This is a genomic window from Enterobacter sp. UCD-UG_FMILLET (genome assembly GCF_000762975.1).
GTDB lineage: Bacteria > Pseudomonadota > Gammaproteobacteria > Enterobacterales > Enterobacteriaceae > Enterobacter > Enterobacter dykesii.
Genome location: NZ_JRJC01000042.1, coordinates 120265 through 140558 on the forward strand (window position 1 = coordinate 120265; position 20294 = coordinate 140558).

Sequence of the window (20294 nt, forward strand, 5' to 3'; positions counted from 1 at the left end):
GTCGTGCGTGGTGGACGGACGTTCCCGGTCATCCCACTGCTGACGGGGCTGATGCTGCTGGCGTGGCCCTTCCTGATTGGATTTGGGCTAACGCACAACAGCCTGCAGTGGCTGTTGCCGGTGATGGCGCTGGTATTGCTGCTGCGCCTGCGCCAGGCGCGGCGGAACACCGGCCCGATGCGGTATGTGGTGCAGTGCGTGGCGCTCGCGGGCATTGCGCTCTGCGCGGCAAGCTACCTGCTGAAAACCCACCAGTGGCTGCTGTTCTACCCGGTGGTCGTCAACCTTGTGATGCTGGCCGTGTTCGGCGGTTCACTATGGACCGCGATGCCGCTGGTCGAACGGCTGGCGCGCCTGCGCGAGCCAGATTTGCCCCCGGAGGGCGTGCGCTATACCCGCAAGGTGACCCTCGTCTGGTGCGGCTTTTTCATCGGAAACGGCGCGATGGCGCTGTTCACCGTGCTCCACGGCGATATGCATCTGTGGACGCTGTGGAACGGTATGGTGGCTTATATCCTGATGGGAACGCTGATGGCGGCCGAGTGGCTGGTGCGCCAGCGGGTGATAAAAAAAGAGATGCACAATGACTAACCCCCTTCCGCTGGGCCAGTGGTTAAACGCGCCCCGCCCTGACGACATGCCCGTTGCCTGGCTTGACGATCGTACCTGGACGCTGGGCCAGCTGCGCCACGACGTGACCTTACTGGTCGACACCCTGCGTCAGCAGGAAGGCGAGCGCTGGGCGCTGTGCTTTGAAAACAGCTACCTGTTTATCGTTGCGCTTCTGGCCTCGCTGCATGCCAGTAAAACGCCGGTCATTCCCGGTCATAGCCGCGTTTCGCAGCTTGAAGAACAGCAGTCGTTGTTTAGCGGCGTCCTGAGCGACAGGACTCTCGATTTCCATGGCAAGCTGATTGTGGTGGCCTCCAGCCATCAGACCGCTCGCCGCTGGGCGCCCCTGCCGGACATTGACGAAAGCCGCTTCGTTGAGCTGTTCACCTCCGGCTCCACGGGTACCCCGCGCCGGGTGATTAAGCACATTGTCAGCCTGGATCGCGAAGCCCGTCTGCTGGCTGACCGCTTCGGCGAGCGTCTGACCGGCTGTAGCGTTGTCGCTTCGGTCGTACCGCAACACCTGTACGGCCTGACATTCCGCATCGTCTTGCCGATGGCGCTGGGCCTGCCGCTGCATGCCGCGATGCTCTACTACGCTGAACAGCTGGCCGCCCTTCCTCATGACAGACATTACCTGTTCATCAGCAGCCCGGCGTTCCTGAAGCGCCTGGATACGGAACTGCCCGCGCCGCCCGTCAGAATGCTGATTTCAGCAGGGGGCATGCTGCCCTGGTGCGACGTCTCAACCACCGCTGGCTGGCTTAACATCTGGCCGGATGAAATTTATGGCAGCACCGAAACCGGGATCCTCGCCTGGCGCCATCGCCAGCAGGATAACGTCCCATGGCAACCCTTCCCCGGCGTTATTTTCCATCAGGAAGATGAAGCCTGTCGCGTCACGTCGCCGCTGATCCACGAGGCTGAAGGGCTCCAGCTGGACGATATCCTGCACTTCGACAGCGAGGGGCTGTTCAGCATCGCCGGTCGCCGCGGGCGGGTGGTCAAAATTGAAGAAAAGCGCATCTCGCTTAACGAGATTGAACGTCGCCTGCTGGAACTCGACGGCATTTGCGAAGCGGCTGCACTGCCGGTCACGCGCGGGGGCCGTCAGGGGATTGGCGTCCTGCTGGTTCTGGACGAAGCGGTTCGCCAGCGCGGGTATATGCAGGATAAAAAAGCGCAGGAGTTCGCCTGGCGTCGCGCCCTGCTGCCGTGGCTTGAGCCGGTCGCCGTTCCGCGATACTGGCGCATTGTAGATGAAATGCCGGTAAACAGTATGAACAAGCGTGTCTATGCGCAGTTAGAGGAGTTATTTCATGAAAATTCCTGAAATTGAGCGCCACCAGACACAGCCGGAGAAGCTGGAAATTATTTTGCATCTCGACGCGGCGCTGTTCTGGTTTCAGGGCCATTTTGCCGTACAGCCGCTGCTGCCCGGGGTTGCGCAGCTTGACTGGGTGATGCACTACGCAACGACCTTACTGGCTCCGGGCTACCGCTTTCACAGCATTCAAAACGTGAAGTTCCAGGCGCCTCTGCTGCCGGAAACCACGGTCACGCTGGTGCTTGAGTGGCATGCCGAACGTCAGATGCTGACCTTCAGCTACCAGCGTCACGCAGGGGCTGAACGCCATACCGCCAGCAGCGGGAAAATTCGGCTATGTCAGTAACCTTCCACCCCTGCGTGCTGATCCCGTGCTACAACCACGGCGCCATGATCGCCAGCGTGCTGTCGCGTCTCGCACCGTTCGGCCTGCCGTGCCTGGTGGTGGATGACGGCAGCGAAGCGAGCACCCGACAGGAGCTCGAACGCCTGGCGGCGGAGCAGCCGCAGATGACGCTGGTCCGTCTGGCGCAAAACGCCGGGAAAGGCGCCGCGGTCATCAGGGGGCTGGAGGAGTGCGCGCGCGCGGGCTATACCCACGCCGTGCAGGTGGACGCGGACGGTCAACACGCCATCGAAGATATCCCCAAACTGCTGGCGCTGGCGGAGCGCCACCCGGACGCGCTGATTTCCGGCCAGCCCATTTACGATGATTCCATTCCACGCTCGCGGCTCTACGGGCGCTGGGTAACCCACGTCTGGGTGTGGATTGAGACCTTATCCCTGCAGCTTAAAGACAGCATGTGCGGCTTTCGGGTCTATCCGGTCTCGCCCACGCTGCGGCTGGCAGCGCGTGAAACGCTCGGCAAACGGATGGACTTTGACACCGAAGTGATGGTCCGTCTCTACTGGCAGGGCAACACCAGCATCTTTCTGCCCACCCGCGTCACCTACCCGCAGGACGGGTTGTCCCACTTCGACGCGTTAAAAGATAACGTGCGGATCTCCCTGATGCATACCCGGCTGTTCTTCGGCATGCTGCCCCGCATGCCCGGCCTGCTTTTCCGTCGACGCCGCCAGCACTGGGCACAGCAGGACGAGGTCAAAGGCCTGTGGGGCATGCGCCTGATGCTGCGCGTCTGGAAGCTGATGGGTCGGCGGGCTTTTACCGTGCTGCTGTGGCCGGTGATCGGCGTGTACTGGCTTATTGCGCGTCCGGCGCGGCAGGCCTCGCGGCAGTGGATTGAGAGAGTGAAGCAAGAACTGCGTCAGCGAAACATGCCCGTTCCCCCGCGGCTCAACAGCTTTTTCCATTTCATGCGCTTCGGCAACGCGATGCTGGATAAAGTCGCCAGCTGGCGCGGTGAGCTGAAGTTTGAGCGCGACGTGGTCTTTGCCCCCGGCGCGAGCGAAACGCTTAATATCGCGGCGCCGCAGGGCAAGCTGCTGCTGGCCTCGCATCTTGGCGACGTAGAAGCCTGCCGGGCGCTGGCCCAGCTGGACGGCAGCAAAACTATCACCGCCCTGGTCTTCAGCGAGAACGCCCAGCGCTTTAAGCAAATCATGAGCGAAATGGCACCCCAGGCGGGCGTGAATTTGATGTCGGTTACCGACATCGGCCCGGACACCGCGATTGCCATCAAAGAGAAGCTTGAGCGGGGAGAATGGGTCGCGATTGTGGGCGACCGCATCGCGGTGAATCCGCAGCGTGGCGGCGAGTGGCGGGTGATCTGGAGTCCGTTCATGGGCCAGCCAGCGCCGTTCCCACAGGGGCCGTTTATTCTGGCCTCCATCCTGCGCTGCCCGGTGGTGCTGATTTTTGCCCTGCGCCAGCAGGGTAAGCTCGTCCTGCACAGCGAACCGTTTGCCGACCCGCTGCGCCTCCCGCGCGGCGAACGCCAGCAGGCGCTGCAGGAGACCGTCGATCGCTACGCGCAGCGGCTGGAGCATTACGCCCTCCTGTCGCCGCTCGACTGGTTTAATTTTTTCGATTTCTGGCATCTGCCAGAGTCCAGAGAGAAGGAGTAAAGGGTGCTGACCGATCCCCGCTTTACGACTGAAGTTGAGATCACCGTTCCGTTCCACGACGTCGATATGATGGGCGTGGTCTGGCACGGTAACTATTTCCGCTACTTTGAGATCGCCCGCGAGGCGCTGCTCAATCAGTTTGACTATGGCTATCGCCAGATGAAGGCCTCCGGCTACGTCTGGCCCGTCGTCGATACCCGGGTGAAATACCGCGATGCGGTGACCTTTGAGCAGCGTATTCGCGTCCGCGCGCACGTTGAAGAGTATGAAAACCGCCTGCGCATTGCCTATCAAATTTTCGATGCGCAGACCGGCAAACGCACCACCACCGGTTACACCATCCAGGTGGCGGTGGAAGAAGCCACCCGCGAAATGTGCTTTGTGAGCCCGGCAATACTGTTTGAACAAATGGGAGTGACGCCATGAAATGGTGGCCTTTGCTGGCGCTGATCGTCAGCCCGCTGGTCAGCGCCGTGACGCTGGATGAACTGCAGCAGCGTTTCACCGGGCAGCCCGTCGTGCGCGCGCACTTCGAACAGGTTCGCACCATAAAAGATATGCCGCAGCCGCTGCGCTCGCAGGGCGAGATGCTGATCGCCCGCGACAGCGGCCTGCTGTGGGATCAAAAAGCGCCGTTCCCGATGACGCTCCTGCTCGATGACAAGCGGATGGTGCAGGCGATTAACGGCCAGCCGCCGCAGACCGTCACCGCCGACAATAATCCGCAGATGTTCCAGTTCAACCATCTTCTGCGGGCCCTGTTCCAGGCCGACCGCAGGGTGCTTGAAGAGAACTTCCGCATCGATTTTAAAGACCTGGGCGCGGGCCGCTGGTCGCTGGTGCTTACGCCAAAAACGACACCGCTGGACAAAATCTTCGCCACCCTCGATCTGGGCGGCGCGACCTATCTGGAGACGATTCGTCTCAACGACAAACAGGGCGACCGTACCGATATCGCCCTTTCACGCCACCAACTGACGCCCGCCAGCCTGACCGATGACGAACGCCAACGCTTTGCCGCACCGTAAATCCCTGCGCCCGGCGCTGCTGTGGGCCACGCTATGCCTGATTCTGCTGGGCGTGCTGCTGTCGCTGCTGCCCGGCGCGCGTCTGAATAGCAGCGTGCTGGCCATGCTGCCGAAGCAGACGCTGGGGGCGATCCCGCCGGCGCTCAACGACGGTTTTATGCAGCGTCTCGACCGCCAGCTGGTCTGGCTGGTCAGCCCCGGCAAAGAGCCCGATCCGCGCGTGGCGCAGCAGTGGCTGGCGCTGCTGCAAAGCAGCGATTCGCTCAGCGAGGTTAAAGGCCCGATGGACGCCGCCGGGCAAAAGGCCTGGGGAAAGTTCTTCTGGCAGCACCGAAATGGCCTGATCGATCCCTCCACCCGCGCCCGCCTGCAAAACGGCGGAGAAGCGCAGGCGCAGTGGATTTTATCTCAGCTCTATTCGGCCTTTTCCGGCGTCAGCGGCAAAGAGTTGCAAAACGATCCCCTGATGCTGATGCGCGGCTCCCAGCTCGCTCTGGCGCAAAACGGCCAGAAGCTGCGGCTGATGGACGGCTGGCTGGTCACACAGGATGAGACGGGAAACTACTGGTATCTGCTGCACGGCGAGCTGGCGGGCTCGTCATTTGATATGCAGCAGACCCACCGGCTCGTGACGACGCTTAACGCGCTGCAGGAGAGGCTAAAAGCGCGTTACCCGCAGGCGCAGCTGCTTTCGCGCGGGACCGTGTTCTACAGCGATTACGCCAGCCAGCAGGCCAAACGCGACGTTTCGACGCTGGGCATCGCCACCCTGCTTGGCGTGTTCCTGCTCATCGTGGCGGTGTTCCGCTCTTTGCGTCCGCTGCTGCTGAGCGTGCTCTCGATTGCCATCGGCGCGCTGGCGGGCACGGTGGTGACGCTGCTGCTCTTTGGCGAGCTGCATCTGATGACGCTGGTGATGAGCATGAGCATCATCGGTATTTCAGCCGACTACACGCTCTACTACCTGACCGAACGGATGGTGCACGGCGCGGAGCATTCCCCCTGGCAAAGCCTGGCGAAAGTACGCAATGCGCTGCTGCTGGCGCTGCTGACGACCGTCGCCGCCTACCTGATTATGATGCTGGCCCCCTTCCCCGGGATCCGCCAGATGGCGGTGTTCGCCGCAGTGGGGCTGAGCGCCTCCTGCCTGACGGTGATTTTCTGGCATCCGTGGCTGTGCCGGGGTTTACCGGTGCGCCCGGTTCCGCTGATGGTTATCATGCTGCGCTGGCTGGCCGCCTGGCGACGCAATAAAAAACTGTCCGTTGGTTTGCCCGTCGCGCTGGCGCTGCTCTCCGCCGTGGGGATGAGCACCCTGAGGGTGGACGACGACATCGCCCAGCTGCAGGCCCTGCCGAAAGATATTCTGGCGCAGGAGAAAACCATTACCGCCCTGACCGGACAGAGCGTCGATCAGAAATGGTTTGTGGTTCATGGCGCCTCGCCTCAGCAAACGCTGGAGCGGCTGGAAGCCTTTACCCCGGCGCTGGCACAGGCGCAGAAAGCCGGAGAGATCGCCCGCTGGCGTACGCTGCCGCTGAACTCGCTGGCCCGCCAGAAAAGCGATCTTACGCTGCTGCGCGAGGCTGCTCCTGCGGTAACGAACGTGCTGAAAAGCGCCGGGCTCAACGCCGTATCGCCGAATCTCGACGCCATGCCGGTCAGCGTGGACGCGTGGCTTAAAAGCCCGGCCAGCGAAGGCTGGCGCCTGCTCTGGCTGACCCTGCCCGACGGGGAAAGCGGCGTGCTCGTGCCGGTGGACGGCGCGAAAAACAGCGCTTACCTCGGTGAACTGGCCGCGCGCCATGACGGCGTCGTCTGGGTCGATCGCAAAGCCAGCTTTGACAGCCTGTTTGCTCTCTACCGCACGCTGCTGACGGGGCTACTGTTTGCCGCGCTGGCAGTGATTGCCTGCGGGGCGATGCTGCGCCTCGGCTGGCGTAAAGGGCTGATAAGCCTGGTGCCGTCCGTACTGTCGCTGAGCTGCGGGCTGGCGGTACTGGCCGCAACGGGCCACCCGGTGAATCTGTTCTCACTGCTGGCGCTGGTACTGGTGCTCGGCATTGGCATTAACTACACGCTGTTTTTCAGCAACCCGCGCGGTACGCCGCTGACCTCCATGCTGGCGATTACGCTGGCCATGATGACCACGCTGCTCACGCTGGGCATGCTCGTCTTCAGCGCCACCCAGGCCATCAGCAGCTTTGGTATCGTGCTGGTAAGCGGTATTTTTACCGCCTTCCTGCTGGCGCCGCTGGCGATGCCGGATAAGAAAGAGAGAAAACGTAAATGAACGCTTTTTACCGAGCCGTCGCGCTAACCGCGGCGCTGTTGCTGGCAGGCTGCAGCCATTCGACCGATACCAAAGAGACGCGGCCTCAGGCCTGGCTCCAGCCGGGCACCAAAGTTACGCTGCCGCCGCCCGGCATCAGCCCGGCGGTAAGCTCCCAGCAGCTGCTGACCGGCAGCTTTAACGGACAAACGCAGTCTTTGCTGGTGATGCTCAACGCGGATGCGCATAAGGTGACGCTGGCCGGGCTCTCTTCCGTGGGCATTCGTCTGTTCCTGGCAACGTACGATGAGACCGGTATTCATACCGAACAGTCGATCGTCGTGCCGCAGCTGCCGCCCGCCAGCCAGGTGCTGGCCGACGTGATGCTCAGCCACTGGCCGATTAGCGCCTGGCAGCCGCAGTTGCCGAAGGGCTGGACGCTAACGGACAATGGCGATCGACGCGAGCTACGTAACGCCAGCGGCAAGCTGGTGACGGAGATTGTCTACCTGCAGCGCAAAGGCAAGCGCGAGCCGATCAGCATCGAGCAACACGTATTCAAATACCACATCACCATTCAATATCTGGGTGACTGAGATGATCTATATTTCCGCTGTTGGCATGGTCAACGCGCTGGGCAACTCGCCTGACGAGATTGCCGCGAATCTGGTGGCAGGCGTCGCGCCGGGTATGCACGCCCGGACCGGCTGGCTGCAGAATTTACCCGAAGCCGTTCTGGGCGGCGTGGAAGGCGAGCTGCCGCCCGTCCCGGACGCCTTCTCCGCACACCGCACCCGCAATAACCAGCTGCTGCTGGCCGCGCTGGCGCAGATTCAGCCCGCCGTTAACGAGGCCATCGCCCGCGTCGGTCGCGACCGCGTGGCCGTGGTGCTGGGGACCAGCACCTCCGGGCTGGATGAGGGCGATGAGCACGTCAGGCGCATGACCGACGGCGAGGCCAGCACGCGCTGGCAGTATCCGCAGCAGGAGCTTGGCGATCCGTCCCGCTTCCTCGCCAACTGGCTTCAGCTCGAAGGCCCGGCCTACACGATCTCCACGGCCTGCTCCTCCAGCGCGCGGGCGATGATCGGCGGCAAACGTCTGATTGAAGCCGGGCTGGTGGACATCGCCATTGTCGGCGGGGCCGATACCCTGAGCCGGATGCCCGTCAACGGTTTTAACAGCCTTGAATCCTTCTCCCCCACGCTCTGCGAGCCGTTTGGTCGCGACCGCCGGGGGATCACCATCGGTGAAGCCGCCGCGCTGATGGTATTGAGCAGGGAGCCCGCCGACGTGGCGCTGCTCGGGACGGGCGAATCCAGCGATGCATACCATATTTCCGCTCCGCATCCGCAGGGCGAAGGGGCGATAAGGGCTATTACTCAGGCGCTTAACGAAGCGGGTATGCAGCCGCAAGATATCGGCTACATCAACCTGCACGGCACGGCCACGCCGCTCAACGATCAGATTGAATCGCAGGTAGTTCACGATCTCTTCGGGGAAAGCGTGCCGTGTAGCTCCACCAAGCACCTTACCGGCCATACGCTGGGCGCCGCCGGTATTACCGAAGCGGCCCTGAGCTGGCTGATTCTGACGCGCGATCTGCCGTTGCCGCCGCAGGACTTCGCCCGCTACGCACCGGACGACACGCTGGCGTCGTGCGGCCTGCTGCACCAGCGCACCGCTCTGAAAAAGCCGGTCATTTTGTCTAACTCGTTCGCGTTTGGCGGTAACAACGCCAGCATTCTGCTGGGGAGAGCATCATGAGCTACTTATCACCAGAAGCCTATTTACCGCACGAGGCGCCGATGATGCTGCTGGGGTCCGTTGAGAACGTGACGGACGACACGGCGGTCTGCCGCGTGGCCGTCAACGGGCAAAGCGTGCTGGCGCCGTTTCTCAATGCCGATGGCGACCTGCCGGGCTGGTACGCGCTCGAGCTGATGGCGCAAACCGTCGGCGTCTGGTCAGGCTGGCATCGCCAGCAGCAGGGGCAGGATCATATCGCGCTGGGCATGGTGCTCGGCGCGCGCGAGCTGATCTGCGCCAGCGGGCGTTTCGCCGCGGGCCTGACGCTGGATATTACCGTTAAGCTGCTGATGCAGGACGAACGCTTCGGCAGCTTTGAATGCGCGATTTCCGCTAATGAAGAGACGCTGGCCACGGGCCGGGTCAATACCTTCCAGCCGAGCGCAGAAGAATTAACATCGCTTTTTAATCAGGGATCTAACGCATGAGTCGTTCCGTACTGGTCACAGGGGCCAGCAAAGGCATAGGGCGCGCCATCGCCCGCCAGCTTGCCGCCGACGGGTTTACCGTAGGCGTGCATTACCATCGTGATGCCGCAGGCGCGCAGGAGACGCTGGACGCCATCACGCAGGCGGGTGGCAACGGTCGTTTACTCGCCTTTGATGTGGGCAACCGCGAACAGTGCCGCGAGGTGCTGGAGCAGGAGATTGAAGCCCATGGCGCATGGTATGGCGTGGTCAGCAACGCCGGAATTACCCGCGACGGCGCCTTTCCGGCGCTGAGCGAAGACGACTGGGACAGCGTGATCCACACCAATCTCGACAGTTTTTATAACGTCATTCACCCCTGCATTATGCCGATGATTGGCACCCGTAAAGGGGGGCGCATTATCACCTTATCGTCCGTGTCCGGCGTGATGGGCAACCGCGGACAGGTGAACTACAGCGCGGCCAAAGCGGGCATTATCGGCGCCACCAAAGCGCTGGCGATTGAGCTGGCAAAACGCAAAATCACCGTCAACTGCATTGCCCCGGGGCTGATTGATACCGGCATGATTGAGATGGAAGAAGCCGCGCTGAAGGAAGCCATGTCCATCATCCCAATGAAACGTATGGGCCAGGCTGAGGAGGTCGCCGGGCTGGCAAGCTATCTGATGTCAGATATTGCGGGCTACGTTACCCGCCAGGTCATTTCCATTAACGGAGGCATGCTATGACGCGTCGCGTGGTGATTACGGGCATGGGCGGCGTGACCGCCTTTGGCGAAAGCTGGCAATCCGTTTCCAGCAGGCTGCTGGCGTATGAAAACGCGGTGCGTAAAATGCCGGAATGGCAGGTGTATGATGGCCTGCATACCCTTCTGGGCGCACCGATCGATGATTTCACGCTGCCGGAACACTATACCCGCAAGCGTATTCGCGCCATGGGCCGGGTATCGTTGATGTCGACCCGCGCCACCGAGCTGGCGCTGGAGCAGGCGGGCCTGATTGGCGAAGCGGTGCTCACCAACGGTCAAACCGGTATCGCCTACGGTTCTTCGACTGGCAGTACCGGGCCCGTCAGCGAATTCGCGACCATGCTCACCGAAAAGCACACCAATAACATCACTGGGACAACCTACGTCCAGATGATGCCGCACACCACGGCGGTGAATACCGGCCTGTTCTTTGGACTACGCGGCCGCGTCATCCCGACCTCAAGCGCCTGTACCTCCGGCAGCCAGGCGATTGGCTACGCCTGGGAGGCCATTCGCCACGGGTATCAGACCGTCATGGTCGCGGGGGGCGCTGAGGAGCTGTGTCCGTCTGAAGCGGCGGTATTTGATACGCTCTTCGCCACCAGCCAGCGCAATGACGCGCCTAAACATACCCCGTCGCCATTTGATACGCAGCGCGATGGTCTGGTGATTGGAGAAGGCGCAGGCACCCTGATTCTGGAAGAGCTGGAGCACGCCAGAGCGCGCGGGGCCACGATCTACGGCGAAATCGTGGGCTTTGCCACCAACTGCGACGCGGCCCATATCACTCAGCCTCAGCGTGAAACCATGCAGATTTGCATGGAGCAGTCGCTGGCCATGGCGGGATTAAACGCCCGGGATATGGGGTATATCTCCGCGCACGGTACCGCCACCGATCGCGGTGATATCGCCGAAAGCCTGGCCACCGCCGCTATCTACGGTGACAGCGTGCCGGTTTCCTCGCTGAAGAGCTATTTTGGCCATACGCTGGGTGCCTGCGGCGCGCTGGAAGCGTGGATGAGCCTGCAGATGATGCGTGAAGGCTGGTTTGCCCCGACGCTCAATTTAACGCAGCCGGATGAGCAATGCGGTGCTTTGGATTATATTATGGGAGAAGCCCGCCAGATTGACTGCGAGTATTTGCAGAGCAACAACTTCGCGTTTGGCGGCATCAACACCTCGATCATCATTAAACGCTGGGCGTAACTATGTACCAGTTTGTACTGGGAAAAATCTCCACCCTTTGCGCGGACCCGCTGGCGTCAGCGCTCGCAGACAGGGCGCCTCAGGGTGCCCGACAGGCCTCCTGGCTGGCCGGGAGGACGCTGCTCGCCAGAACGTTATCCCCTCACCCGCTCCCCGACATCATTTACGGCGAGCAGGGGAAACCGGCCTTTGCGAAGGGTCATCCGCTGTGGTTCAACCTGAGCCACAGCGGTGACGATATCGCCCTGCTGATGAGCGATGAAGGTGAAGTCGGCTGCGATATCGAAGTGATTCGCCCGAGAAAGAACTGGCAGGCGCTGGCTAATGCGGTATTCAGCATGACGGAGCATGACGAGCTGGAGCGAGAAGCGCCCGAGGAACGGCTTTCCGCCTTCTGGCGTATCTGGACGCGGAAAGAAGCGATTGTAAAACAGCGTGGCGGCAGCGCCTGGCAGATTGTCAGCATCGACAGCACGGCGCGGACGCACGCGGTCAGCCAGCTACAGGTCGGCTCCCTGAGCCTTGCCGTCTGCACAGCAACCCCTTATACCCTGACCCACGAGTCGATTATTCACGTTGGGACGTGCGGGGCAGAAAAATCACCAGCACACCCAGAATAATAAACCCGACGCCCACCAGCCCGTGCCAGGAGAAGCGTTCTCCCCAGCCGGGCAGTAGAATCGCCGCGCCCCACACCAGAATATAGCTGAGGCTCAGCAGAGCATACGCTTTGCTGAGCGCCATGCGATGCAGCGCCAGATACCAGCAGCCCATCGAGGCTACGTACCCCATCAACCCCAGCAGCAGCGCGCCCGTGCCGGACGAGAAGTGCCACAGCGCGGAAACAAACGCCAGAACATTACTGACCGGTGGCAATGCCTGCATGGCATTGCGCAGCAACAGCTGCGCCGCGCTGACTAACAGCACGCTGCATAAGGCCCAGAACGCGCCTTTCACAGGCTCCCTCCCAGGATAACAATCCCAATGATGATGAACCCCACCCCCAGCCAGTGATGCGCAGCAACGTGCTCACGCCAGAACGACTTCGCCGCCAGCGTCACCCAGACAAAATTGAGGCTCAGCATAGGGTACGCGATGCCGACAGGCAGACGTTGCAGCACCACCAGCCAGACCAGCATCCCGCAGCCCAGCGCCAGCAGCGCCAGGCCAAGCCACAGCGCGATGTGCGTCCCGCGCCGCCCGGCTTTCGCCGGGCGGGTAGCCTGTTTCTGACACAGCTGCCCCGCGCAGCTGAGCATGCTTGCCAGTATTAGCCAGATCCAGGTCATCACTTCGGCAGATACTCCAGCAGGGCCAGACGCCCCTGGATATAGAGATTGTCCGGCTGCGGTAAATTCGCCCGTGAAATATCGTCGCGTTTTGAGAGCAGCATGACCAGCGACACGCGTCCCTGCTGACGATGCGTTGCCAGCCACTGCGCGAAGTCGTCCTCACTGACAAAACGATCTTTCACATCGGGATAATCCAGCCCGTAGCGCAACTCACCGCTCTGACCAAACAGCGTGATGTCATTGCGCTTCAGCTCCCACGCAAGGCCCGCGGCCACGCCCACGTTATTGGCCAGCACGAATCGGCTTTCCTGAAGCGGCTCGCGCACGGTATCAACCAGCGACTGTGGCTGTTTGGAATCCACCACCAGGTTAGGAATGGCAAAACCAATCAGCAGCGCCAGCCCCGCGGGGCACAGTGCCGCCAGCCACCAGCGCTGCTGGCTCTGTCGGAACGTAAACCAGCCTACCGCGGCCCAGATGAGGAACGCCACCACCGCGCAGAACACTTTATACAGTTCGACCGACGTCCAGACCGGATGTTTAGACAGCCCCCACGGCGAGACCACCAGCGCCGCCGCCACGCCGATAACGCCAAACGCCAGGTTAATCCCGCCGTTAATGCGTAACGCTCTGGCACCTTTTTCCGCCGCGAGGCAGGCATAGCGCGCCATCAGGATCGCCAGCGGGGCAAAGCACGGCAGGATATAGGTCGGCAGCTTGCCTTTGGCGATGCTGAAGAACAGCAGCGGCATCACCACCCACCCCAGCAGATAGAACCCGCCACCCGCGTTTTGTCTGTCATTCCAGCCGAGACGAAACGCGCCGGGCAAAAGCGCCAGCCACGGCAGGCTGCCCGCAATCAGGAACGGTATGTAGTACCAGAACGGGGCTTTGTGCTGCGCGTCGCTCTGGGCAAAACGCTGAATATGTTCCACCCAGAAGAAATAACGCCAGAAGTCAGGCTCACGGTGCGCAATGGCCAGCCCCCACGGTAGAACAATCAGCACGCAGCTCAGGATCGCGAGCCAGCCAAAAATCAGCACCTCTTTCCAGCGCTTCTGGGCGATCACCCACGGCAGCACGCCAATCACCGGTACCGCCAGCGCCAGGAAGCCTTTGGTCATCACCCCCATCCCGCAGGCCAGCCCAAGCAGCACATAGCCGCCCGCTTTTCCGGCAACGGTTTGAGCCTGTGAGGCCAGCCAGAAGCTGCACATCGCCGCCACCAGCCACAGGGTGATGATAGGATCCAGCACCGCATACGTGCCGATGCCATACACCAGGAACAGGGTCAGGAAGATCAGGCCGGAGAACAAGGCAACACGTTTATCCCGCCAAAGACGCCAGGCCATCCAGATGACCAGCAGCGCGGCTAAGCCAGTAGAGAAGATAGACCCGGCACGCACGGCGAGGTTCGTGTGCCCGAACAGCATCTGCCCGATGCTGTTGATCCAGTAGCCGGCAATCGGCTTTTCAAAGTAACGCAGCCCCAGAAAATGCGGGACTACCCAGTCTCCGGATGCCAGCATTTCGCGGCTGATTTCCGCATAGCGCGTTTCATCAGGCTGCCAGAGCAGGCGGATATCGACCGGAATGAGGTAGTAAACGATAAACAGTGCGAGAAGCGCTAAGCCATAACGGGCTATTTTCATGGGACCGGACTCACGGTTTGTTGATAGCCAAGCCAGCCCTCCCGGCCAGCCATTTCATTACGTACGACTTTGCCCACGGGCAGGGTGCTGAGATCGTCCGGCAGCAGCTCGCTCAGCGGGCAGAATTCAATGCCCTCCTGAGCGGCCATGGTCAGCAGTTCATCGAAATCATGCTGATACGCAATCCCTTCCACTTCGGCATGGATGGTATACACCGGCGTGCCGGCGTCACGATGAATGCGGTCCAGAATGTAGCGATTGAACTCATCCGCCTTCACCTCGCGCCCGACCACTTCATCCCAGGTGGGAAGCGTAACCGGAATTTGCACCGTACCGTAGCGATTTTCGCCTAACAGCGGCAAAAAGGGCCCGGTTCCGCGACAGTCGCTGTTGTAGCGAAACGCAAAGGCTTCTTTGGCCTTCACGACGCGCTGATCCGCACGCCATCCCGCCACGGCGGAGCAGCGCACGGGCTGACCGGTAATGGCCTCCAGCTCCAGCATCCCACGCTCGACCTCACGGGACAGGCGCGGGATATCCCAGACGCCCGCCCAGGCTTGCCAGGCATGGTGGTCCCAGGCGTGCAGACCGACCTCATGATGCTGCGCCGCCTCGCGGATAACGGCTTCATTACCCGCGCCGATGCGTCTGCCGGGCCAGGCGGTGCCGGCCAGCAAAATATCCCAGCCGTAGAGGGATGCTGCGCGCGAGCGCAGCATTTTGAACAGAAATGCCGGTTTAATCAGACGCCATAAATGGCGTCCCATGTTGTCAGGCCCCACGCTGAAGAAAATGCTGGAACGCACATCGTGTTTGCTCAGCAGTTCCAGCAGTTTGGGTACGCCGTCACGCGTTCCCCTGAAGGTGTCGACATCAATGCGTAAACCGACTTTTTTCATGAGGCCTGTTCCGACAGCTCCACGGTGCGCAGGAAGAAATCGAGCGTTTCATCAATGGTCTGCTCCATCTTGACCGTCGGCGTCCAGTTCAGGCAGCGCTTCGCGTTGCGAATGCTTGGCTTACGGTGCTCAACGTCCTGGTAGCCCTTACCATAGTAGCTGCTGCTTTCCACTTCGCGGAAGCCGGCAAACGGCGGGAACTTGTCGCGCAGCGGATGGCGCTCAAAGCTGGCCAGCAGCATCTCGGCCAGCTCGCGAATGCTCGCTTCGTTTTCCGGGTTACCGATGTTGATGATTTCGCCGTTGCAGCGGTTATCTTTGTTTTCGATGATGCGGAACAGCGCTTCAATACCGTCGCTGATGTCCGTAAAGCAGCGTTTCTGTTTCCCGCCTTCGATAAGCTTAATTGGCGAGCCTTCCACCAGGTTGAGGATCAGCTGGGTGATCGCACGGGAGCTGCCGATACGCGCCGCGTTCAGGTTATCCAGACGCGGGCCCATCCAGTTGAACGGACGGAACAGAGTGAAGCGCAGGCCTTCTTTCTCACCGTAGGCCCAAATCACGCGGTCCAGCAGCTGTTTGGAGACGGAGTAAATCCAGCGCTGTTTGTTGATCGGCCCGACCACCAGGTTGGAGGTGTCTTCATCGAAGTTCTTATCGGTACACATGCCGTACACTTCAGACGTGGACGGGAAGATGATGCGCTTGTCGTATTTCACGCAGTCGCGGATGATCTTCAGGTTCTCTTCGAAGTCCAGCTCGAACACGCGCAGCGGGTTACGGGTGTACTCGATTGGCGTGGCAATGGCGACCAGCGGCAGCACCACGTCGCATTTTTTAATGTGGTATTCAATCCATTCGGAATGGATACTGATATCCCCTTCCACGAAGTGGAAACGCGGGTTATCGAGGAAACGGCTGATGGCATCCGCGCCTATATCCAGACCGTAGATTTCGTAGTTATCGTCTTTAAGCAAACGTTCCGTCAGGTGGTTACCGATAAAGCCGTTCACGCCGAGGATCAGCACGCGGGTGCGGCGCTTGATGGCAACCACCGGCGCGCTGGTAATCAGCGCCCCGGCCACCAGGCCAAGAGACTGTGCCAGCTGCGTGCCCTGCACGTACAGGCCGTTGTCGGTTTGTCCGGTGACGATCTCCAGCGCCTGCTCGCCGCAGCTCACAATCAGCGGAGAGACAGAGACGACGGTGCCCGGTTTGGCAGCAGGAATATCGTCACGCACGCGGGATTTCCAGACGATAAATTTGCTTACGCCCGCAAAGCTGTACGCGCCCGGCCACGGGTCGGTCACGGCACGCACCAGGTTGTGCAGCTGGCGGGCAGGCTTGTTCCAGTCCAGACGACCATCTTCCGGCGCGCGGCGGCCAAAGCTGCTTGCCTTACTTTCGTCCTGCGCGGTCTCGCTGAAGGTGCCGTTGAGGATGACTGGAAGCGCATCACGCAGCAGCGTCTGTGCCGACGCATTCAGCTTTTGATGCAGCTGTAGCGCCGTTTCGTCCGCATCAATAGCGACCTTCTGCTGCGCCACGATAGCGCCCGCGTCCGCACGGCGCACCATGCGGTGCAGCGTCACGCCCGTTTCCGTTTCACCGTTCACCAGCACCCAGTTCAGCGGGGCGCGGCCACGGTAGGCAGGCAGCAGAGAACCGTGAAGATTAAAGGCGCCTTTTGCGGCCAGACCTAAGATCTCGTCGGAAAGCAGGTTGCGATAGTAGAACGAGAAAATTACATCAGGCGCCAGCGCGCGGATGCGCTCCACCCACAGCGGGTGGTTGACGTCGTCCGGAGCATAAACCGGGATCCCGCGCTCGGCGGCGATACGCGCCACGGAGCCAAAAAAGTTATTCTCTCCGGCCGCGTCCGGATGGGTAAAGATTGCCGCAATGTCATAGCCCGCTTCCAGCAGGGCCAGCGTGCCCGTGCACCCCATATCGTGATAGGCAAATACAACAGCTTTCATGGGTGAATTTCCTCTTGAGATGCTTTGTGTTCCTGACGGACAACACGTTGAATAAAGTAGCGCGGACGCGCGCGAACATCGTTATAGATACGGCCAATGTATTCACCGAGAAGGCCCATCCCGACAAACTGGGCGCCGATGAACATAAACAGCACGGCAAAGAGCATGAAGACCCCTTCCGCCGCCCACTGGGGGCCAAAGACCAGTCGCAGCACCACCAGCAGGACAGACAGCGCAAAACCGGCCACGGCGATGATGCTGCCGAACACGCTCAGCAGGCGCAGCGGCGTAGTGGTCAGGCAGGTGATGAGGTCGTACATCAGGTTGATGAGACGCATAAAGCTGTACTTCGACTCCCCGTGCTCGCGCTCGGCGTGCAGAACCGGAATTTCCGTTGCCTTGCGGGCAAAGGTGTTGGCGAGGATCGGAATAAAGGTGCTGCGCTCATGGCAGTGCAGCATCGCGTCGACAATATGGCGGCGGTAGGCGCGCAGCATGCAGCCGTAATCGCCCATCGCTTTACCGGTCGTGCGCTGGATAAGACGGTTGATGGTGCGAGAGGCCAGCTTGCGGAACAGGCTGTCCTGACGGTTCTGACGTACCGTGCCGACCACGTCATAGCCTTCATCGGCTTTGGCGACCAGGCGCGGGATCTCTTCCGGCGGGTTTTGCAGGTCAGCGTCCAGGGTGATGACCAGATCGCCCGTGACGTGGCTAAACCCCGCCATAATCGCCGAGTGCTGGCCGTAGTTGCGGTTGAGCAGCACAGCCACAATGTGGCTGCCTTCGGCCTGTGCGGCCTGGGTCAGCATCAGCGCGGAATTATCGCTACTGCCGTCATCCACCAGCAGAATTTCGTAGGCCTTGCCCATCGTGTCGCAGGCGGCCGTTGTACGGCGGATCAGTTCGGGCAGGCTCTCCTGCTCGTTATAAACCGGGATTACCACGGAAACTTTTTGTACAGGCGGTGCACTGAACATATCAATGTCCTGCAAGCTGATGGAGTGCGGTAATGACGCGGGTCGTGTCGTCATGAGTCATGTCCGGGAAAAGAGGGAGAGAACAAATACGCGCGCTATTCCATTCAGAATTCGGAAGCGATACATCAGGAAAACGCTCGCGGTAGTATTTTTGGGTGTGCGCCGCGCGGAAGTGGAGGCCGGTACCGATGCCTTTCTCTTTTAGCGCCGCCATCAGGCTGTCGCGTGAGATCCCGCAGCGCGCTTCGTCAACGCGAATAATGAACAGGTGCCAGGCGTGCACGTGCGGCCATGACGGAACGGTGAGCGGCTGGAACGGCGTGTCGCCAAGCTCCAGAAGGTAGCGTTCGGCGATTTCCTGGCGGCGCCTGTTGGCCTCTTTCAGCTTGCCCAACTGCACCAGCGCCAGCGCGGCGTTGATGTCCGCCAGGTTGTATTTATACCCAGGCGCGATCACTTCCGCCTGCGGCGCGCGGCCGTGCGTCTGGCGGTCATAGGCGTCTACGCCGAGGCCATGGAATTTCAGACTGCGGATCCGCTGTGCCAGCCGGGCATTATCCGTGACGACTAAGCCGCCTTCCGCGCAGGTCATATTTTTAATGGCGTGGAAGGAAAAAATCGCCGTTCCTTTCCAGCCCACATGACGGTTCTTGTAATACGTTCCGGCGGCATGGGCCGCATCTTCAATAACCGGAATACCGTGACGTTCACCGATGGCATGGATAGCGTCGATTTCACACGGCGCACCGGCATAGTGAACGGGAATAATGGCTTTAGTGCGCGGGGTAATGGCGGCTTCAACGGCTTCTGGCGTCACCATTAGTGTATCTTTGTCCACATCAATCATGACCGGCGTGGCGCCCAGCAATACGATCATATTCAGCGTGGATACCCAGGTCTGGGAAGGGGTAATAACTTCATCACCCGGGCCAATCTCCAGCGCCATCAGCGTGACGTGCATGCCCGCGGTAGCTGAACAGACGGCAATCGCATGCCGATTCCCGGTAAGTTGACAAAATGCCTCTTCAAGTTCCTGATTCTTAGGCCCAGTGGTGATCCAGCCGGAGGTTAAAACCTCCTGCAACGCCGCTAATTCCTCATGACCCATCGACGGGCGGGAAAAAGGCAAAAAATCACTCATCATTAATTTCCTTGCAATAAGAATGGCACGCGCTTGATATTACCCAATTACTTTTTCGTTTATTTCAACGAACCATAAACTCATATCAAGGTATCGTTCATTTCTTAGGGAAAAATTAAGATGTGTATTGCAGAGGTAACAAAACCAATTACATCTCATTTATAAACAATGCTTTAGATAATTATGAATTATTTATTTCGTGATCCAACTCAATTTTTACAAGATGTAATTTTTAAACCAAGCATAAACAAACAAAAAAAATCCCGGTTATTTCTGTAAAAGAAGAAATAACCTGGAACTTTTCTTTTTAGTTAATTGTCGCGCTTATTTTAGGTTATCTGGAAAATTTTTCGGTAACTCGCTGGCCGCGCAGGCAATCACGCTTTCATCATTGGCGCCGCAGTCGCGAACAAAGGTGATCGTGGCAAATTCATCAATCACTTCCGTTGGATACGCCGGCCCCGCATCGCGATAGCTGTTCATCAGCGGAATGTGATCGTTCTGGAAGCAGACGGTTTTTTCCGGGTTATTCATAACCCAGCGCGGGAAGAAGATGGTGCCATGGAACAGTTTGTCGCCCAGGTTGACGATCAGGCTAACGTCGGTACCGGTTGGCTCAGTCCAGGAAATTTTGTAGATGCTCTCCCCTACCCGCACGATATAAGCCTGCTGATCTTTAACCCAACGGTTGGCTACCAGACCGCTGTGAATACGATAGTCGAGGGTGTTTTCATTTTTGACGTAAATCTCGTAGTTCCAGCCGTTGTCGTAGGTATAAACAAGGTGTTTGCCAACGAAGCCGCTTAAGTCGTGTTTGTCGAAGGTGTTCATAAATGTCTCCTTTGTTTTGATGAGAAGATTGTACCCCTTCAAAAAATGAATGAATAACGCTA

General features: G+C 60.0%; 21 protein-coding genes. 13 read left to right on the plus strand and 8 right to left on the minus strand.

Features of this window, described 5'->3' with window-relative positions:
• Positions 1 to 3 precede the first annotated feature (3 nt).
• From LA04_RS20310 to acpT, 13 genes are read left to right on the plus strand one after another with little or no spacing between them, the layout of a single operon-like run.
• A complete protein-coding gene (locus tag LA04_RS20310) occupies positions 4 to 591 on the plus strand; it encodes a hypothetical protein (RefSeq protein ID WP_047652907.1) in 588 nt (195 codons plus the stop codon).
• Positions 584 to 1945, plus strand: coding sequence for an AMP-binding protein (locus LA04_RS20315; RefSeq protein WP_047652908.1), 1362 nt, complete (start codon positions 584 to 586; stop codon positions 1943 to 1945). The genes LA04_RS20310 and LA04_RS20315 overlap by 8 nt, the downstream gene beginning before the upstream one ends.
• Complete coding sequence (locus LA04_RS20320) at positions 1932 to 2285, plus strand: ApeI family dehydratase (RefSeq protein WP_045403321.1); 354 nt, start codon at positions 1932 to 1934, stop codon at positions 2283 to 2285. Before LA04_RS20315 ends, LA04_RS20320 begins: the two co-directional genes overlap by 14 nt.
• On the plus strand, positions 2276 to 3967 hold the full coding sequence (locus tag LA04_RS20325; protein ID WP_047652909.1) for a glycosyltransferase family 2 protein: 1692 nt from the start codon (positions 2276 to 2278) through the stop codon (positions 3965 to 3967). Before LA04_RS20320 ends, LA04_RS20325 begins: the two co-directional genes overlap by 10 nt.
• A 3-nt stretch (positions 3968 to 3970) precedes the next feature.
• Complete coding sequence (locus LA04_RS20330) at positions 3971 to 4393, plus strand: acyl-CoA thioesterase (RefSeq protein WP_047652910.1); 423 nt, start codon at positions 3971 to 3973, stop codon at positions 4391 to 4393.
• Entirely contained in the window at positions 4390 to 4995 is a 606-nt protein-coding gene (locus LA04_RS20335) for an outer membrane lipoprotein carrier protein LolA (RefSeq protein WP_033146843.1), read from the plus strand. Before LA04_RS20330 ends, LA04_RS20335 begins: the two co-directional genes overlap by 4 nt.
• Positions 4964 to 7288, plus strand: coding sequence for an MMPL family transporter (locus tag LA04_RS20340; protein ID WP_047652911.1), 2325 nt, complete (start codon positions 4964 to 4966; stop codon positions 7286 to 7288). The genes LA04_RS20335 and LA04_RS20340 overlap by 32 nt, the downstream gene beginning before the upstream one ends.
• Positions 7285 to 7863, plus strand: a complete 579-nt coding sequence (locus tag LA04_RS20345) for a DUF3261 domain-containing protein (protein WP_047652912.1) — start codon at positions 7285 to 7287, stop codon at positions 7861 to 7863. The genes LA04_RS20340 and LA04_RS20345 overlap by 4 nt, the downstream gene beginning before the upstream one ends.
• 1 nt (position 7864) lies before the next feature.
• Entirely contained in the window at positions 7865 to 9034 is a 1170-nt protein-coding gene (locus LA04_RS20350) for a beta-ketoacyl-[acyl-carrier-protein] synthase family protein (RefSeq protein ID WP_047652913.1), read from the plus strand.
• Positions 9031 to 9504 (plus strand): ApeP family dehydratase, encoded by a 474-nt coding sequence (locus LA04_RS20355; protein WP_047652914.1) that lies wholly within the window; start codon positions 9031 to 9033, stop codon positions 9502 to 9504. The genes LA04_RS20350 and LA04_RS20355 overlap by 4 nt, the downstream gene beginning before the upstream one ends.
• A complete protein-coding gene (locus LA04_RS20360; RefSeq protein ID WP_032662188.1) occupies positions 9501 to 10232 on the plus strand; it encodes a 3-ketoacyl-ACP reductase FabG2 in 732 nt (243 codons plus the stop codon). The genes LA04_RS20355 and LA04_RS20360 overlap by 4 nt, the downstream gene beginning before the upstream one ends.
• Positions 10229 to 11458, plus strand: coding sequence for a beta-ketoacyl-ACP synthase (locus LA04_RS20365; RefSeq protein WP_047652915.1), 1230 nt, complete (start codon positions 10229 to 10231; stop codon positions 11456 to 11458). Before LA04_RS20360 ends, LA04_RS20365 begins: the two co-directional genes overlap by 4 nt.
• 2 nt (positions 11459 to 11460) lie before the next feature.
• Complete coding sequence (gene acpT, locus LA04_RS20370) at positions 11461 to 12078, plus strand: 4'-phosphopantetheinyl transferase AcpT (RefSeq protein ID WP_047652916.1); 618 nt, start codon at positions 11461 to 11463, stop codon at positions 12076 to 12078.
• On the opposite strand, the gene arnF is transcribed toward acpT, so the two are convergent.
• The 8 genes from arnF to LA04_RS20410 all read right to left on the minus strand — a co-directional run bounded on the left by arnF (position 12026) and on the right by LA04_RS20410 (position 20232).
• On the minus strand, positions 12026 to 12415 hold the full coding sequence (gene arnF, locus LA04_RS20375) for a 4-amino-4-deoxy-L-arabinose-phosphoundecaprenol flippase subunit ArnF (protein WP_047652917.1): 390 nt from the start codon (positions 12413 to 12415) through the stop codon (positions 12026 to 12028). The two genes, acpT and arnF, sit on opposite strands and share 53 nt — an antisense overlap.
• Positions 12412 to 12750 (minus strand): 4-amino-4-deoxy-L-arabinose-phosphoundecaprenol flippase subunit ArnE, encoded by a 339-nt coding sequence (gene arnE, locus LA04_RS20380; RefSeq protein ID WP_161785598.1) that lies wholly within the window; start codon positions 12748 to 12750, stop codon positions 12412 to 12414. Before arnE ends, arnF begins: the two co-directional genes overlap by 4 nt.
• Positions 12747 to 14402 (minus strand): lipid IV(A) 4-amino-4-deoxy-L-arabinosyltransferase, encoded by a 1656-nt coding sequence (arnT, locus tag LA04_RS20385; protein WP_047652919.1) that lies wholly within the window; start codon positions 14400 to 14402, stop codon positions 12747 to 12749. The genes arnE and arnT overlap by 4 nt, the downstream gene beginning before the upstream one ends.
• Complete coding sequence (gene arnD, locus LA04_RS20390; protein WP_047652920.1) at positions 14399 to 15301, minus strand: 4-deoxy-4-formamido-L-arabinose-phosphoundecaprenol deformylase; 903 nt, start codon at positions 15299 to 15301, stop codon at positions 14399 to 14401. Before arnD ends, arnT begins: the two co-directional genes overlap by 4 nt.
• On the minus strand, positions 15298 to 17280 hold the full coding sequence (arnA, locus tag LA04_RS20395) for a bifunctional UDP-4-amino-4-deoxy-L-arabinose formyltransferase/UDP-glucuronic acid oxidase ArnA (protein ID WP_047652921.1): 1983 nt from the start codon (positions 17278 to 17280) through the stop codon (positions 15298 to 15300). Before arnA ends, arnD begins: the two co-directional genes overlap by 4 nt.
• Positions 17277 to 18260 carry an undecaprenyl-phosphate 4-deoxy-4-formamido-L-arabinose transferase gene (gene arnC / locus LA04_RS20400; RefSeq protein WP_047173971.1) on the minus strand — a complete coding sequence of 328 codons (984 nt, stop codon included), beginning with the start codon at positions 18258 to 18260 and terminating at the stop codon, positions 17277 to 17279. Before arnC ends, arnA begins: the two co-directional genes overlap by 4 nt.
• A gap of 1 nt (position 18261) precedes the next feature.
• Positions 18262 to 19401: a UDP-4-amino-4-deoxy-L-arabinose aminotransferase gene (gene arnB, locus LA04_RS20405; RefSeq protein ID WP_047652922.1), complete on the minus strand. Its 1140-nt coding sequence runs from the start codon at positions 19399 to 19401 to the stop codon at positions 18262 to 18264.
• Positions 19402 to 19725: 324 nt separating this feature from the next.
• A complete protein-coding gene (locus tag LA04_RS20410; protein ID WP_047652924.1) occupies positions 19726 to 20232 on the minus strand; it encodes a phenolic acid decarboxylase in 507 nt (168 codons plus the stop codon).
• Between the last annotated feature and the right edge of the window lie 62 nt (positions 20233 to 20294).

What these genes read in the sequence shown, in the direction of transcription:
- LA04_RS20315 (WP_047652908.1), top strand. Translation starts at nt 584, where the DNA reads ATGACTAACCCCCTTCCGCTGGGCCAGTGGTTAAACGCGCCCCGCCCT.
- LA04_RS20320 (WP_045403321.1), top strand. Translation starts at nt 1,932, where the DNA reads ATGAAAATTCCTGAAATTGAGCGCCACCAGACACAGCCGGAGAAGCTG.
- LA04_RS20325 (WP_047652909.1), top strand. Translation starts at nt 2,276, where the DNA reads ATGTCAGTAACCTTCCACCCCTGCGTGCTGATCCCGTGCTACAACCAC.
- LA04_RS20335 (WP_033146843.1), top strand. Translation starts at nt 4,390, where the DNA reads ATGAAATGGTGGCCTTTGCTGGCGCTGATCGTCAGCCCGCTGGTCAGC.
- LA04_RS20340 (WP_047652911.1), top strand. Translation starts at nt 4,964, where the DNA reads ATGACGAACGCCAACGCTTTGCCGCACCGTAAATCCCTGCGCCCGGCG.
- LA04_RS20345 (WP_047652912.1), top strand. Translation starts at nt 7,285, where the DNA reads ATGAACGCTTTTTACCGAGCCGTCGCGCTAACCGCGGCGCTGTTGCTG.
- LA04_RS20350 (WP_047652913.1), top strand. Translation starts at nt 7,865, where the DNA reads ATGATCTATATTTCCGCTGTTGGCATGGTCAACGCGCTGGGCAACTCG.
- LA04_RS20355 (WP_047652914.1), top strand. Translation starts at nt 9,031, where the DNA reads ATGAGCTACTTATCACCAGAAGCCTATTTACCGCACGAGGCGCCGATG.
- LA04_RS20360 (WP_032662188.1), top strand. Translation starts at nt 9,501, where the DNA reads ATGAGTCGTTCCGTACTGGTCACAGGGGCCAGCAAAGGCATAGGGCGC.
- LA04_RS20365 (WP_047652915.1), top strand. Translation starts at nt 10,229, where the DNA reads ATGACGCGTCGCGTGGTGATTACGGGCATGGGCGGCGTGACCGCCTTT.
- acpT (WP_047652916.1), top strand. Translation starts at nt 11,461, where the DNA reads ATGTACCAGTTTGTACTGGGAAAAATCTCCACCCTTTGCGCGGACCCG.
- arnT (WP_047652919.1), bottom strand. Translation starts at nt 14,402, where the DNA reads ATGAAAATAGCCCGTTATGGCTTAGCGCTTCTCGCACTGTTTATCGTT.
- arnD (WP_047652920.1), bottom strand. Translation starts at nt 15,301, where the DNA reads ATGAAAAAAGTCGGTTTACGCATTGATGTCGACACCTTCAGGGGAACG.
- arnA (WP_047652921.1), bottom strand. Translation starts at nt 17,280, where the DNA reads ATGAAAGCTGTTGTATTTGCCTATCACGATATGGGGTGCACGGGCACG.
- arnC (WP_047173971.1), bottom strand. Translation starts at nt 18,260, where the DNA reads ATGTTCAGTGCACCGCCTGTACAAAAAGTTTCCGTGGTAATCCCGGTT.
- arnB (WP_047652922.1), bottom strand. Translation starts at nt 19,401, where the DNA reads ATGAGTGATTTTTTGCCTTTTTCCCGCCCGTCGATGGGTCATGAGGAA.
- LA04_RS20410 (WP_047652924.1), bottom strand. Translation starts at nt 20,232, where the DNA reads ATGAACACCTTCGACAAACACGACTTAAGCGGCTTCGTTGGCAAACAC.